The organism is Burkholderia sp. Ac-20384, from assembly GCF_017104605.1.
GTDB classification, from domain to species: domain Bacteria; phylum Pseudomonadota; class Gammaproteobacteria; order Burkholderiales; family Burkholderiaceae; genus Burkholderia; species Burkholderia lata.
This window is the reverse complement of record NZ_JAAGPE010000073.1, coordinates 24,447-37,820: the sequence shown is the minus strand read 5'-3', so window position 1 is coordinate 37,820 and position 13,374 is coordinate 24,447. Positions and strand designations below refer to the sequence as shown.

14 protein-coding genes are annotated in these 13,374 nt (G+C 67.8%); 10 read left to right on the top strand and 4 right to left on the bottom strand.

Annotated features, from left to right (window positions below):
* From G3O00_RS16665 to G3O00_RS16625, 9 genes are all read left to right on the top strand, one after another.
* A partial coding sequence (locus G3O00_RS16665) for a heme-binding protein (protein WP_206143653.1) occupies positions 1–170 on the top strand: 170 nt, incomplete at its 5' end.
* Positions 171–285: 115 nt separating this feature from the next.
* Positions 286–1,797 carry a 2-hydroxymuconic semialdehyde dehydrogenase gene (locus tag G3O00_RS16660; protein WP_206143651.1) on the top strand — a complete coding sequence of 504 codons (1,512 nt, stop codon included), beginning with the start codon at positions 286–288 and terminating at the stop codon, positions 1,795–1,797.
* Positions 1,798–1,825: 28 nt separating this feature from the next.
* Positions 1,826–2,608, top strand: coding sequence for a 2-oxopent-4-enoate hydratase (gene dmpE / locus G3O00_RS16655; protein ID WP_174929895.1), 783 nt, complete (start codon positions 1,826–1,828; stop codon positions 2,606–2,608).
* A gap of 40 nt (positions 2,609–2,648) precedes the next feature.
* Positions 2,649–3,569: an acetaldehyde dehydrogenase (acetylating) gene (locus tag G3O00_RS16650; protein WP_175046003.1), complete on the top strand. Its 921-nt coding sequence runs from the start codon at positions 2,649–2,651 to the stop codon at positions 3,567–3,569.
* 40 nt (positions 3,570–3,609) lie between these two features.
* Positions 3,610–4,656 carry a 4-hydroxy-2-oxovalerate aldolase gene (gene dmpG / locus G3O00_RS16645; protein WP_011356549.1) on the top strand — a complete coding sequence of 349 codons (1,047 nt, stop codon included), beginning with the start codon at positions 3,610–3,612 and terminating at the stop codon, positions 4,654–4,656.
* The gene (dmpH, locus tag G3O00_RS16640) at positions 4,653–5,441 is read left to right on the top strand and encodes a 2-oxo-3-hexenedioate decarboxylase (RefSeq protein WP_011356548.1); all 789 of its coding nucleotides are present in this window, start codon (positions 4,653–4,655) and stop codon (positions 5,439–5,441) included. Before dmpG ends, dmpH begins: the two co-directional genes overlap by 4 nt.
* A gap of 28 nt (positions 5,442–5,469) precedes the next feature.
* Positions 5,470–5,661, top strand: a complete 192-nt coding sequence (locus G3O00_RS16635; protein ID WP_174929897.1) for a 2-hydroxymuconate tautomerase — start codon at positions 5,470–5,472, stop codon at positions 5,659–5,661.
* Between the two features lie 36 nt (positions 5,662–5,697).
* Entirely contained in the window at positions 5,698–6,519 is an 822-nt protein-coding gene (locus tag G3O00_RS16630; protein WP_206143650.1) for an alpha/beta fold hydrolase, read from the top strand.
* A 129-nt stretch (positions 6,520–6,648) separates the two neighbouring features.
* Positions 6,649–7,551, top strand: a complete 903-nt coding sequence (locus G3O00_RS16625) for a transporter (RefSeq protein WP_206143649.1) — start codon at positions 6,649–6,651, stop codon at positions 7,549–7,551.
* 86 nt (positions 7,552–7,637) lie between these two features.
* On the opposite strand, the gene hndA is transcribed toward G3O00_RS16625, so the two are convergent.
* Positions 7,638–8,588, bottom strand: a complete 951-nt coding sequence (gene hndA / locus G3O00_RS16620; protein ID WP_206143648.1) for a 2-hydroxy-1-naphthoic acid nonoxidative decarboxylase — start codon at positions 8,586–8,588, stop codon at positions 7,638–7,640.
* Positions 8,589–8,710: 122 nt separating this feature from the next.
* Here hndA and G3O00_RS16615 point away from each other — a divergent pair, with 122 nt between their 5' ends.
* On the top strand, positions 8,711–9,595 hold the full coding sequence (locus tag G3O00_RS16615) for a LysR substrate-binding domain-containing protein (RefSeq protein ID WP_206143647.1): 885 nt from the start codon (positions 8,711–8,713) through the stop codon (positions 9,593–9,595).
* A gap of 21 nt (positions 9,596–9,616) precedes the next feature.
* On the opposite strand, the gene dbpA is transcribed toward G3O00_RS16615, so the two are convergent.
* The 3 genes from dbpA to mqo form a co-directional block, all read right to left on the bottom strand.
* Positions 9,617–11,014, bottom strand: a complete 1,398-nt coding sequence (gene dbpA, locus G3O00_RS16610) for an ATP-dependent RNA helicase DbpA (RefSeq protein ID WP_011356542.1) — start codon at positions 11,012–11,014, stop codon at positions 9,617–9,619.
* Positions 11,011–11,208, bottom strand: a complete 198-nt coding sequence (locus tag G3O00_RS16605) for a hypothetical protein (RefSeq protein ID WP_011356541.1) — start codon at positions 11,206–11,208, stop codon at positions 11,011–11,013. Before G3O00_RS16605 ends, dbpA begins: the two co-directional genes overlap by 4 nt.
* A 437-nt stretch (positions 11,209–11,645) precedes the next feature.
* Positions 11,646–13,307 (bottom strand): malate dehydrogenase (quinone), encoded by a 1,662-nt coding sequence (gene mqo / locus G3O00_RS16600; protein WP_206143646.1) that lies wholly within the window; start codon positions 13,305–13,307, stop codon positions 11,646–11,648.
* Positions 13,308–13,374: the final 67 nt, after the last annotated feature.

Below are 13,374 nucleotides of genomic sequence, written 5' to 3'. Positions count from 1 at the left end.
GTCCGAGCGGGCTCGTGTTGCGCCCGCGCTTCGTCGCGTTCGGCGGCGGGCTGCCGATCGTCGACGACGGCGCGCTGATCGGCGGCATCGGCGTGTCGGGCGGCAGCGAGGCGCAGGACGAAAGCTGTGCCCGCGCGGGCCTCGACGCAGCCGGCGTCGGCGGCGGGTGACGGGCAGTACACGAAACACGGCACGCGGCTCGCGAATGCGCCTTGCGAACGTCCTTCGCACACGTCCTTCGCGACCGCACCGGATCACGGATTCACGACTATCGGCAACCACATCATGTACGACACGGAACCTCTCGCCGCGACACGCGGCCCCGCCGGCGGGCAGCCGGAACCGCGGCGCGTCCGCAACTTCATCGACGGCGACTATCGCGCGGGCGATCGCTGGTTCGACAAGCGCTCGCCGCTCGACAACACCGTGATCGCCCGCGTGGCCGAAGCGAGCCGCGCGGATGTCGACGCGGCCGTGCAGGCGGCGCGCGCGGCGCTGTCGGGGCCGTGGGGCGGGCTGACCGTCGCGCAGCGCGTCGACATCCTGTACGCGGTGGCCGACGGCATCACGCGCCGCTTCGACGATTTCCTCGACGCCGAAGTGGCCGACACCGGCAAGCCGGTGAGCCTCGCGAGCCACATCGACATTCCGCGCGGCGCGGCGAACTTCAAGGTGTTCGCCGACGTCGTGAAGAACGTGCCAGGCGAAACCTTCGAAATGGCGACGCCGGACGGCGCGGGCGCGCTCAACTACGCGATCCGCCGCCCGGTCGGCGTGGTCGGCGTGATCTGCCCGTGGAACCTGCCGCTGCTGCTGATGACGTGGAAGGTGGGCCCCGCGCTGGCCTGCGGCAACACGGTGGTCGTGAAGCCGTCGGAGGAAACGCCGCAGACGGCCGCGCTGCTCGGCGAGGTGATGAACGCGGCGGGCGTGCCGCGCGGCGTCTACAACGTCGTGCACGGCTTCGGGCCCGGTTCGGCGGGCGAATTCCTGACGACCCATCCCGGCGTGAACGCGATCACGTTCACCGGCGAGACGCGCACCGGCGCGGCGATCATGAAGGCGGCGGCCGATGGCGCGCGGCCCGTCAGCCTCGAGATGGGCGGCAAGAACGCGGCGATCGTGTTCGCCGACTGCGATTTCGACGCGGCCGTCGAAGGCACGCTGCGCTCGTGCTTCGCGAATGCGGGGCAGGTGTGCCTCGGCACCGAGCGCGTGTATGTCGAGCGTCCGCTGTTCGAGCGCTTCGTCGCCGCGCTGAAGGCCGGCGCCGAGCAACTGCGGCCGGGCCGCCCGGACGCGGACTCGACCGGCATCGGTCCGTTGATCAGCCAGGAGCACCGCGACAAGGTGCTGTCGTACTACCGCAAGGCCGCCGAACTCGGCGCGACGGTCGTGACGGGCGGCGGCGTGCCCGACATGCCGGCGGACCTGCGCGACGGCGCGTGGGTGCAGCCGACGATCTGGACGGGCCTCGGCGACGATTCGCCGATCGCGCGCGACGAGATCTTCGGGCCGTGCACGCTCGTGATGCCGTTCGATTCGGAAGCCGAGGTGATCGGCCGCGCGAATGCGAACGCGTACGGGCTGTCGACCGCGATCTGGACCACCCACCTCGCCCGCGCGCATCGCGTCGCCGCGTCGATCGACGTCGGCATCGCGTGGGTCAATTCGTGGTTCCTGCGCGACCTGCGCACTGCGTTCGGCGGCGCGAAGCAATCGGGCATCGGCCGCGAAGGCGGCGTGCATTCGCTCGAGTTCTACACGGAACTCCGCAACGTCTGCATCAAGCTCTGACCCACCCGTTACTGACCGGAAAACTCTTATGGACTCCACGTTGATTACCGCGCTGGGCGACCGGCTGTACGACGCGATGGCCTCGCGCACGCCCGTCGCACCGCTGACGTCGCAGCACGAGGACCTGTCGGTCGACGACGCGTACCGGATCCAGCAGCGCTTCGTGCAGCGCCGCCTGGACGCCGGGGAAACCGTGATCGGCAAGAAGATCGGCGTCACGTCGAAAGCCGTGATGGACATGCTCGGCGTGTACCAGCCCGACTTCGGCTACCTGCTGTCGGGGATGGTGTATGGCGAAGGCGAGTGCATTCCGCTCGACACGCTGATCCAGCCGAAGGCGGAAGGCGAGATCGCGTTCGTGCTGAAGCGCGACCTGCTCGGCCCCGGCGTGACGAACGCGATGGTGCTGGCCGCGACCGAATGCGTGATGCCGTGCTTCGAGATCGTCGATTCGCGGATTCGCGACTGGAAGATCCGGATCGGCGACACCGTGGCCGACAACGCGTCGTGCGGCGTGTTCGTGCTCGGCGACCAGGCGGTGAGCACACGCCGCGTCGATCTCTCGACCTGCGGGATGGTGCTCGAGAAAAACGGCGACGTGATCGGTACCGGCGCCGGCGCGGCCGCGCTCGGCTCGCCGGTCAATGCCGTCGCGTGGCTCGCCAATACGCTCGGCCGGCTCGGCATCCCGCTGAAGGCCGGCGAGGTGATCCTGTCCGGTGCGCTCGCGGCGATGGCGCCGGCCGGGCCCGGCGACAACTTCCGCGTATCGATCGGCGGGATCGGCGCATGTTCGGTGCGGTTCGCGTGAGCGGCGCCGTTCCCCTTCACTGGCAAACGAGGAATTCCCCATGACCCGAAAGATCCGTTGCGCGCTGATCGGCCCCGGCAACATCGGCACCGACCTGCTCGCCAAACTCATGCGCAGCCCCGTGCTCGAACCCGTCTGGATGGTCGGCATCGATCCCGATTCCGACGGCCTGAAGCGTGCGCGCGAACTTGGGCTGAAGACGACCGCGGAGGGCGTCGACGGCCTGCTGCCGCACGTGCAGGCCGACGGCGTCCAGATCGCGTTCGACGCGACGAGCGCCTACGTGCACGCGGAGAACAGCCGCAAGCTCAACGCGCTCGGCGTGCTGATGATCGACCTGACGCCGGCCGCGATCGGCCCGTACTGCGTGCCGCCCGTCAACCTGATGGATCACATCGGCTCCGGCGAGATGAACGTGAACATGGTCACGTGCGGCGGCCAGGCGACGATCCCGATGGTGCGCGCGGTGTCCCGCGTGCAGCCGGTCGCGTACGGCGAGATCGTCGCGACGGTGTCGTCGCGCTCGGTCGGCCCCGGCACGCGCAAGAACATCGACGAATTCACGCGCACGACGGCGGCGGCAGTTGCGCAGGTCGGCGGCGCGAAGGACGGCAAGGCGATCATCGTGATCAACCCGGCCGACCCGCCGCTGATCATGCGCGACACCGTGCATTGCCTGACCGAGACCGCGCCCGACGAGGCACGCATCGTCGAATCGGTGCACGCGATGATTGCCGACGTGCAGCGCTACGTGCCCGGCTACCGGCTCGTCAACGGGCCGGTGTTCGACGGCAACCGCGTGTCGATCTACCTCGAAGTCGAAGGCCTCGGCGACTACCTGCCGAAGTACGCGGGCAACCTCGACATCATGACGGCCGCCGCCGCGCGCACCGCCGAGATGTTCGCCGAGGAACTGCTGGCCGGCCGCCTCGCGCTCCAGCCGGCCGCGCAGGCAGCCTGACGCGCGCTCATCCCACGACCGGACGAACAAGGAAACGGCAATGAATCTCAAAGGCAAGCGAATCACCGTCCACGACATGACGCTGCGTGACGGCATGCACCCGAAGCGTCACCAGATGACGCTCGACCAGATGCGCGCGGTGGCGACCGGGCTCGATGCGGCCGGCGTGCCGCTGATCGAAGTCACGCACGGCGACGGGCTCGGCGGCTCGTCGGTCAACTACGGCTTTCCCGCGCACACCGACGCCGAATACCTCGGCGCGGTGATCCCGCTGCTCAAGCGCGCGAAGGTATCGGCGCTGCTGCTGCCGGGCATCGGCACCGTCGACCACCTGAAGGAGGCGCACGCGCTCGGCGTGCATACGATCCGCGTCGCGACGCACTGCACCGAGGCCGACGTCTCCGAGCAGCACATCGCGATGGCGCGCAAGCTCGACATGGATACCGTCGGCTTCCTGATGATGAGCCACATGAACAGCCCGGAAGGGCTCGTGAAGCAGGCAAAGCTGATGGAGTCGTACGGCGCGAACTGCATCTACATCACCGATTCCGCCGGCTACATGCTGCCCGACGACGTGAAGGCGCGCCTCGGTGCGGTGCGCGACGCGCTGCAGCCGCAGACGGAGCTCGGCTTCCACGGCCACCACAACCTGGCGATGGGTGTCGCGAACTCGATCGCCGCGATCGAGGCCGGCGCGAACCGGATCGACGGCGCGGCAGCCGGGCTCGGCGCCGGCGCGGGCAATACGCCGCTCGAAGTGTTCGTCGCCGTGTGCGAACGGATGGGCATCGAGACCGGTGTCGACGTGTGGAAGATCCAGGACGTCGCGGAGGATCTCGTCGTGCCGATGATGGACTTCCCGATCCGTCTTGATCGCGATGCGCTGACGCTCGGCTACGCGGGCGTGTACGGCTCGTTCCTGCTGTTCGCGAAGCGCGCGGGCGACAAGTACGGGATCCCGGCGCGCGACATCCTCGTCGAGCTGGGCCGGCGCGGGATGGTCGGCGGGCAGGAGGACATGATCGAAGACACCGCGCTGACACTCGCGAAGGCGCGCGCGGCGCAAGCGAAGCGGGAGGCCGCATGAACCTGACCACCGACATCGTCGAATCGCTCGCCGAGCATCTCGACGGCTGCATGCGCGACGCGCGCGACACACCGAAGATCACCGACCGTCATCCCGAGATGGACTGGGACGATGCCTACGCGGTGCAGGACGCGATCCGCCGCCGGCAGCTCGGGCGCGGCGCGCGGATCGTCGGCTACAAGGCCGGCCTGACGTCGCACGCGAAGATGCGCCAGATGGGCGTCGATACGCCCGTGTTCGGCTTCCTCACGGACATCTACGACCTGCCCGACGGCGGCGAGTGCGATACGTCCGCACTGATCCATCCGAAGGTGGAGCCCGAGATTGCATTCGTGACCAAGGCCGAGCTGAAGGGGCCGGGCTGCCATATCGGCGCGGTGCTCGCCGCGACGGATTTCGTCATCGCCGGCATCGAGGTGATCGACAGCCGCTATCGCGACTTCAAGTTCGACCTGAAGAGCGTGGTGGCCGACAACACGTCGGCCGCGCGCTTCGTCGCGGGCGGGCGGCCGCTCGCGGTGGACGGCGTCGACCTGCGCACGCTCGGCGTCGTGCTCGAGAAGAACGGCCTGCCGGTGGCGTTCGGCGCCGGCGCGGCGGTGCTCGGGCATCCGGCCGCCGCGGTCGCGATGCTCGCGAACCACCTGGGCGCGCGCGGCGAATCGATTCCGGCGGGCAGCGTGATCCTGTCGGGCGGCATCACCGAGGCGGTGGCCGTCGCGGCCGGCGACAGCGTGACGCTGCGCGTGCAGGACGTCGGCTCGATCGGCCTGCGTTTCATCTGAACGAAACACGACCAAACAGGAGGCCATCGTGCCGGTTGCTCATCTCTACATCCTCGAAGGCCGCGACGACGACAAGAAGGAACGCCTGATCGCCGAGGTCACGCAGGCCATTCATCGCTCGCTCGAGGCGCCGGTCGAATCGGTGCGCGTGATCATCACCGAGATGCCGAAGGCGCATTTCGGGATCGGCGGGCAGAGCGCGAAACAGCGCGGGCGATAACACGCCACGTCCCCATGAATCGACTGAAGGAGCGTCATGTCATCCAATCCTGAAATCGGCCGCCGGATCGTTGCCGGCGGCATCGACACGAACTATCACGACAGCGGCGACGGGCCGCCCGTGCTGCTGATCCACGGCTCGGGGCCGGGTGTCACGGCCTATGCGAACTGGCGGCTCACGATGCCCGCGCTGGCACGGCAGTTTCGCGTGATCGCGCCGGACATGGCAGGGTTCGGCGAAACCGAGCGCCCGGCCGGGTACCGCTATTCGATGGACCACTGGGTCGATCACGCGCTCGGCCTGCTCGACGCGCTCGACATCGAGCGTGCGCACGTGGTCGGCAATTCGTTCGGCGGCGCGCTCGCGCTGGCACTCGCGATCCGGGCGCCCGAGCGGGTCGGCCGGCTCGTGCTGATGGGCGCGGCCGGTACGCGTTTCACGCTGACCGAAGGGCTCGACGCGGTGTGGGGTTACACGCCGTCGATCGCGAACATGCGCGCGCTGCTGGACATCTTCGCGTTCGATCGCACGCTCGTGAACGACGAACTCGCGAAGCTGCGCTACGACGCGAGCGTGCGGCCCGGCTACCAGGAGGCGTTCGCGAACATGTTTCCCGCGCCGCGCCAGCGCTGGGTCGACGCGCTCGCGAGCGACGAGACGAAGCTGCGCGCGCTGACGCACGACACGCTGATCGTGCACGGCCGCGAGGACCGCGTGATTCCGCTCGACAGTTCGCTGAAGCTGCTCGAGCTGCTGCCGAACGCCCAGCTCCATGTGTTCGGCCGGTGCGGACACTGGACGCAGATCGAGCATGCCGCACACTTCAACCAGCTCGTCATCGAGCATTTCAGCACGTAGCCGTAGAGCCGTAGCCGTAGTAGGTCGGCAGGACGTGTCGTCGCCGCGTAGCAGGCGGCGGCAACGCAGGTGCTCACGAAGGCACCCATACAAAAAATCAATTCAGTAGAACGAATATTGGAGACATCGATGAAACGGAAGTCTGCATTCGGGTTGCGCGCGCTCGCTGCGTGCGCGGGCATCGCATTGAGCACGGGCGCTTGGGCGACGGAGGGCGGCGGCGACACGATCGGCGAGGGCGCGGAAGCGTTCTTCGCCGGCGCGCTGCCGCCGGCGGGGCTGTACGCGCTGCTGTACTACACGCATTACCACGCGTCGCGCTTCAACGATTCGCATGGCAACGGCTCGGTGCCCGGCTTCAAGCTCGATGCGGAAGTGCTGATTCCGCGCGTGGTCTGGATGTCGAACCTGTCGGTGCTCGGCGGGCGCTACGGTGCGTATGCGGTGCTGCCGATGCAGCACCTCTCGCTCGATGCGGGCGGCGCGTCGTTCGACCGCACCAATCTCGGCGACCTGATCGTCAGCCCCGCGCTGATCGCGTGGGGTTCAGGCGCGTTGCGCACCGTCGCGGCGATCGAGTTCGTGTTCCCGACCGGTCAGTACGATGCAAATTCAGCGCTGAACACCGGCAAGAACTACTACACCGCGCGGCCGGTGTTCGGCGTGTCGTGGCTGCCGAACGACAAGGTCGAGGTGTCCGCGAAGTTCACGTACAGCTTCAACTCGCCGAACAACGACACGCACTATCACTCGGGGAACCTGTTTCACGTCGACTATTCGGCGAGCTATGCGGTCACGCCGAAGGCGCGGGTTGGGTTGTCGGGCTACTTCGTCAAGCAGACCACGGACGACATGCAGAACGGGCAGCCGGTCGCGGGCGACGGCTTTCGCGGCCAGACGTTCGCGATCGGGCCGGGGTTTCGCTATCAGTTCAGCAAGATCAGCGTGGAAGCGCGCGTCGTGAAGGAGTTCTTCGTGCGCAACCGGCCGGCCGGGGAGGCCGTGTGGGCGAAGGCCGTCATTCCGTTCTGACCTGACGGCGTTGCACCGTTCGCCGGTTGCGCGTGTGACGCCGCCGTTGCGGGGCGTCACGCTTTACCTCGCCGTGCGTTACCGCGTTACCGCGCCAGCGCAGCGAGACGCGGGAACAGCGGCAATGCGTTCGCCTGGTTGATCGCGGCGTGCCGGTCGGCGTCGAGCGCCGCATACGCATCCTGCGCGTGGGTGAACGACGTGCTGACGGCGGGCGGCGCGTACGGGAAGTCGCTGCCGTACAGCACGCGATCGGGTTGCGCGAACGCGGTGAGGCTCGGCAGCGCCGACGGCGACGACAGCGCGGTATCGAAGTAGAACGTGCGCAGCAGGTCGAGCAGCCCGTCGCGATTCGGCACGTCGTTGCGCACGCCCGGCGCGAGTTCGGCAAAGCGGTACGCGGTGTACGGCAGGAAGCCGCCCGCGTGCGACAGGATAATGCGCACGTTCGGGTGCCGCGCGATCACGCCGTTGAGCACGAGCTGGACGGCCGCGCGCGTCGTATCGAACGGATAGTCGAGCAACGGGCCGGGCATCCCGGGTATCGCATCGATCGCCGGCTTCGCCGGGTGGATGAACACGACGGCGCGGCGGCGGTCGAGTTCATCCCACACGGGTTCGAACGCCGCATCGCCGAGATACGTGCCGCCGTAGTTGCTGAGCAGCACGACGCCGTCGGCCTTCAGCGTGTCGAACGCGTGGTCGATTTCGGCGAGCGTGCCGTCGACGTCGGGCAGCGGCAGCGTCGCGAAGTTGCCGAAGCGGGCTGGCCACTTTGCGACGAGGCCGGCCACGTATTCGTTGACCTGGCGCGCCATGTCGCGCTTGGCCTGGCCGTTCCAGCCCTGCACGCCGGGCGCCGTCAGCGACAGCACGCCGGTCTGGATTTCCAGCGAATCCATGAACGCGATCGCGCTTTCCGGGCTCCAGGTGGGGCTGCCCCAGCCGGACGGGTCGCCGCCGTGGGCGGGCAGGGCGTCGGCCCAGAACGGCGGGACGACGTGTTGGTGGACATCGATACGGTTGCGGTCGGACATGATTGGGCTCCTGTGGAAATGCGCTGTATGCCAGCGCCTGACCATCAGGATGCGCGCGGTTGATTTTTCAATCCAATAGATTAAATTTCACGATTGATCGTTTTGAGTGATGAATCGACCGTATGGACCTTCGCCATTTGCGTTACTTTCTCGCGGTTGCCGAAGAGGGGCATTTCGGCCGTGCGGCGGAGCGGCTGCATATCGTGCAGCCCGCGCTGAGCATGCAGATTCGCGCGCTCGAGGATGAGCTGGGCACCGCGCTGTTCGAGCGCAGCACGCGCAAGGTCGCGCTGACCGACGCCGGCCGGCTGCTGGTGACCGAGGCGCGACACACGCTCGAGCAGGCCGAGCGCGCGAAGGCGGTCGTACAGCGTGCGGCGCGCGGCGAGACGGGCGTGGTGCGGATCGGCTTCGTCGGCAATGCGGTCGCGACGGGGCGGCTGTCCGACGACCTGATCGCGTTTCATGCGGCGTGGCCGGAGGTGACGCTCGACCTGCACGAGATGGCGCCGGCCGCGCAGCAGGAGGCCATCCTCGCGGGCCGGCTCGACATCGGCTATTGCCCGGCGTTCGGCACGGAAGTCGATGCGAGGCTGGCCGTGCGGACGGTCGGCAGCTGGTCGTGGGAAGTGGCGATGAACGACCGGCATCCGCTCGCGAAGCGGCGCTCGGTGAGCGTTGCCGCGCTCGCGGACGAACCGTTCATCCTGTATGCGGCCGACGGCGACGATGAAGGGCAACTGGCCGTTCTGCGGCAGGTGCTCGGCCGGGAGCCGCGCATCGCGCACAAGGTGGGCAGCACGCTGTCGGTGCTGGTGCTGACCGGCGCGGGTCTCGGGGTCACGCTTGCGCCGGCGCCGCTGAGCCGGATCGCGGCGCCGAACGTGGTCTACCGGAAACTCGTGGGGGACACGCCGAAATCGGAACTCGTCGCGATCAGCCGGATCGGCGCGGAATGGGGGGCAGTACGGCAGTATCTGGCGATGCTGGGCGAGCGCGCCGCGTGAGCGTCGCGGCGCGCGCCGGCATCACTCTTCGTCCATCAACCGGACCTTGACCCGTTTGCCCTTGATTTTCCCTGCATTGAGCTTGCGCAGCGCGTCGTGCGCCACGCCGCGCTCGAGCGCGACATAGGTCGAGAACTCGGTCACGTTGATCTTGCCGATCTGCTTGCCGTCGAACCCGGCGTCACCGGTCAGCGCGCCGAGCACGTCGCCTGGGCGGATCTTGTCCTTGCGCCCGCCGAGGATCTGCAGCGTTTCCATCGGCGGCAGCAGCGTGTCAGTGCCGGTCGGCGTCAGCTCCGCGAGCGGATGCCATTCGACCTCGCGCTTCTGCGCCTGCTCGATCCCGCCGACGCGGCCCATCTCGTCCATGCTCGCGAGACTCAGCGCCCAGCCGTCCTGATCCGCACGGCCGGTACGGCCGATGCGGTGCACGTGCACTTCGGGGTCGGGCGTCACGTCGACGTTGATCACCGCTTCGAGCTGCGCGATGTCGAGCCCGCGCGCGGCGACGTCGGTTGCCACCAGCACCGAGCAGCTGCGGTTCGCGAACTGGATCAGCACCTGGTCGCGCTCGCGCTGGTCGAGCTCGCCGTGCAGCGCGAGCGCGTGGAAGCCCTGCGCGTGCAGCACGTCGAGCAGGTCGCGGCACTGCTGCTTGGTGTTGCAGAACGCGATCGTGCTCACCGGCCGGTAGTGGTTCAGCAGCTGGCCCACCGCATGCAGCCGCTCGTCTTCCGTCACTTCATAGAAGCGCTGGCGAATCTTGCTGTCGTCGTGGCGCTCCGCGAGTTTCACTTCCTTCGGGTTGCGCAGGAACTGCTGGCTCAGCTTCGCGATGCCGTCCGGGTAGGTCGCGGAGAACAGCAGCGTCTGGCGCGTGGTCGGGCACATCCGTGCGACCTTCGCGATGTCGTCGAAGAAGCCCATGTCGAGCATCCGGTCGGCTTCGTCGAGCACCAGCGTGTTCAGCGCGTCGAGCTTCAGGTTGCCGCGATCGAGGTGATCCATGATGCGGCCGGGCGTGCCGACGACGATGTGCGCACCGTGCTCGAGGCTCTGCGTCTGCGGGCGCATCGGCGTGCCGCCGCACAGCGTCAGCACCTTCACGTTTTCCTCGGCGCGCGCGAGGCGGCGCACTTCCTGCGTGACCTGGTCGGCGAGTTCGCGTGTCGGGCACAGGATCATCGCCTGCACGTCGAAGCGGCGTGCGTCGAGGCGTGCCAGCAGCGCGAGCGAGAACGCGGCGGTCTTGCCGCTGCCCGTCTTCGCCTGCGCGATCAGGTCCTGGCCGGCCAGCGCGATCGGCAGGCTCGCGGCCTGGATCGGCGTCATGTCGACATAGCCGAGCTGCGCGAGGTTGGCGAGCGTGGCGGGCGTCAACGACAGCGCGCTGAACGGCGTGGCGGTCGGCTGGGTCATTCCAGGTCTCCGAGGTAGGGGCGGCCTTCCATCTGCTCGTAGACGACCTTGCCTTCGTCGTCTTCGAAGCGTTCGAGGTAGTTGCGCGCGCCGCACAGCGGGCAGCGGAACAGCAGCCCCTGGCCTTCGTCCTTGATGACGACGTCGGACTGCTCCCACGGCGTGCCGCAGCTCTGGTTTCGGCAGGTAAACACGGTCTTTCTCCAGCTGAATTCGGTTGTGCGCCCTTAGCGGGCGGGCGCGGGCGTCACACGGCCACGGCGGTCGCGTGCGCCCTCGGGAACGGGGCGGTGCGGACGGTGGCGTGAGGGTGCGACGCTGCGGATGATGGATCGGGAGGGCGATTCGGGATCGCGCGTGCCGCAATTCTAGCGGATACCGCGCACGGTGCCGGGCCGGATGCGGCGGAATCGGCGCAAACGGTCGATTTCACCCGGGCGCCGCGATCGTGCGGCCGGTGGCACGCGCCACGGCGCCGGTCGCCGACGCAAAAACGGCCATCCTCACGGATGGCCGCAGATGACGGATCGCGTCCCCGTTCTTCGGAGCGAGAGGCGATCCGTCTTTCAGGCGAAACAGGACGGAACGGGCAACGGCCTGCCCGTCGCGTTTCGCGTCGCCGCTCGGCGGATTACAGCGCCATGTCGGCCGAAGCCTTCGCCGGGCGGGCCGGCGCGGTGCCGGTGGCCTGCGACGGCGTGTTGACGTCGATCTTCGGCGGCGGCGACAGCTGCAGCACGTCGCTGGTGTAGGTCCATTCCTCGACGACCTTCGCCGGGCTGTCGTTCAGCTTCGTGCCGTAGCTCGGCACGATCTGGCGGATCTTCTGCTGCCACTCGGGCGTCGCGACCTTGTCCTTGAACACCTTCTTCATCAGGTTCAGCATGATCGGCGCGGCGGTCGACGCGCCCGGCGACGCGCCGAGCAGGCCCGCGATGCTGCCGTCCTGCGAGCTGACGATCTCGGTGCCGAGCTTCAGCACGCCACCCTTCGCCGGGTCGCGCTTGATGATCTGCACGCGCTGGCCAGCTTGCCACAGGCGCCAGTCTTCCTTCTTCGCGTTCGGGAAGTATTCCTTCAGCGCGTTGAAACGGTCGTCGTCCGACAGCATCAGCTGGCCGGCGAGGTACTGGACCAGCGGGAATTCGTCCACGCCCACGCGCATCATCGGTGCGACGTTGTGCGTGTTGGTGCTCTTGAGCAGGTCGAAGTACGAACCGTTCTTCAGGAACTTGGTCGAGAACGTCGCGAACGGCCCGAACAGGATGATCTTCTTGCCGTCGATGATCCGCGTGTCGAGGTGCGGCACCGACATCGGCGGCGAGCCGACCGACGCCTTGCCGTACGCCTTCGCCAAATGCTGCTTCACGACTTCGGGGTTGTCCGTCACGAGGAACGAGCCGCCGACCGGGAACGCGCCGTAGTCCTTCGCCTCGGGGATGCCCGACGCCTGCAGCAGGTGCAGCGCACCGCCGCCCGCGCCGATGAACACGAATTTCGCGTCGACCGATTGCGCCGGCTCATCCGAGTGCAGCTTGACCCAGCTCACGTGCCACGTGCCGTCGGCGTTGCGCGAGATCTCGCGCACTTCGCTCGACAGCGACAGCGTGAAGTTCGGCTGCGTCTTCAGGTAGCCGACGAACTGGCGCGTGATCTCGCCGAAATTCACGTCGGTGCCGATCGGCGTCCACGTCGCCGCGACCTTTTGCTTGGGGTCGCGGCCTTCCATCATCAGCGGCACCCACTGCTTGATCTGGTCGTAGTCTTCCGAATACTGCATCCCGCGGAACAGCGGGCTCGCCTGCAGCGCTTCGTAGCGCTTCTTCAGGAAGCGGACGTTGTCGTCGCCCCACACGAAGCTCATGTGCGGCGTCGAGTTGATGAACGAGTGCGGGTTCTTCAGCACGCCCTGCTTGACCTGCCACGCCCAGAACTGGCGCGAGATCTGGAACGACTCGTTGATCTCGATCGCTTTCGAGATGTCGATCTTGCCGTCCGCCTTCTCCGGCGTGTAGTTGAGTTCGGCGAGCGCCGAGTGGCCGGTGCCGGCGTTGTTCCAGCCGTTCGAGCTTTCCAGCGCGACGCCGTCGAGGCGCTCGACCATCGTCATCGACCAGTCAGGTTGAAGCTCGTGCAGCCAGACGCCGAGCGTCGAGCTCATGATGCCGCCGCCCACCAGCAGGACGTCGACCTTCTTCGTATCGGCGGCATGCGTGGACGAAGTCGCGACGCACAGCGCGAGCGCCGACAGTATTACCCGTAACGTTTTGATCACAGCAGATCCCTTTTTCAACTTGGATGCATCGGTTTGCCAAGCCGCCCGGCGCGTGTGTCGACCGCGGTGAAACACGTATCCGGAG

What these genes read in the sequence shown, in the direction of transcription:
- G3O00_RS16660 (WP_206143651.1), top strand. Translation starts at nt 286, where the DNA reads ATGTACGACACGGAACCTCTCGCCGCGACACGCGGCCCCGCCGGCGGG.
- dmpE (WP_174929895.1), top strand. Translation starts at nt 1,826, where the DNA reads ATGGACTCCACGTTGATTACCGCGCTGGGCGACCGGCTGTACGACGCG.
- G3O00_RS16650 (WP_175046003.1), top strand. Translation starts at nt 2,649, where the DNA reads ATGACCCGAAAGATCCGTTGCGCGCTGATCGGCCCCGGCAACATCGGC.
- dmpG (WP_011356549.1), top strand. Translation starts at nt 3,610, where the DNA reads ATGAATCTCAAAGGCAAGCGAATCACCGTCCACGACATGACGCTGCGT.
- dmpH (WP_011356548.1), top strand. Translation starts at nt 4,653, where the DNA reads ATGAACCTGACCACCGACATCGTCGAATCGCTCGCCGAGCATCTCGAC.
- G3O00_RS16630 (WP_206143650.1), top strand. Translation starts at nt 5,698, where the DNA reads ATGTCATCCAATCCTGAAATCGGCCGCCGGATCGTTGCCGGCGGCATC.
- G3O00_RS16625 (WP_206143649.1), top strand. Translation starts at nt 6,649, where the DNA reads ATGAAACGGAAGTCTGCATTCGGGTTGCGCGCGCTCGCTGCGTGCGCG.
- hndA (WP_206143648.1), bottom strand. Translation starts at nt 8,588, where the DNA reads ATGTCCGACCGCAACCGTATCGATGTCCACCAACACGTCGTCCCGCCG.
- G3O00_RS16615 (WP_206143647.1), top strand. Translation starts at nt 8,711, where the DNA reads ATGGACCTTCGCCATTTGCGTTACTTTCTCGCGGTTGCCGAAGAGGGG.
- dbpA (WP_011356542.1), bottom strand. Translation starts at nt 11,014, where the DNA reads ATGACCCAGCCGACCGCCACGCCGTTCAGCGCGCTGTCGTTGACGCCC.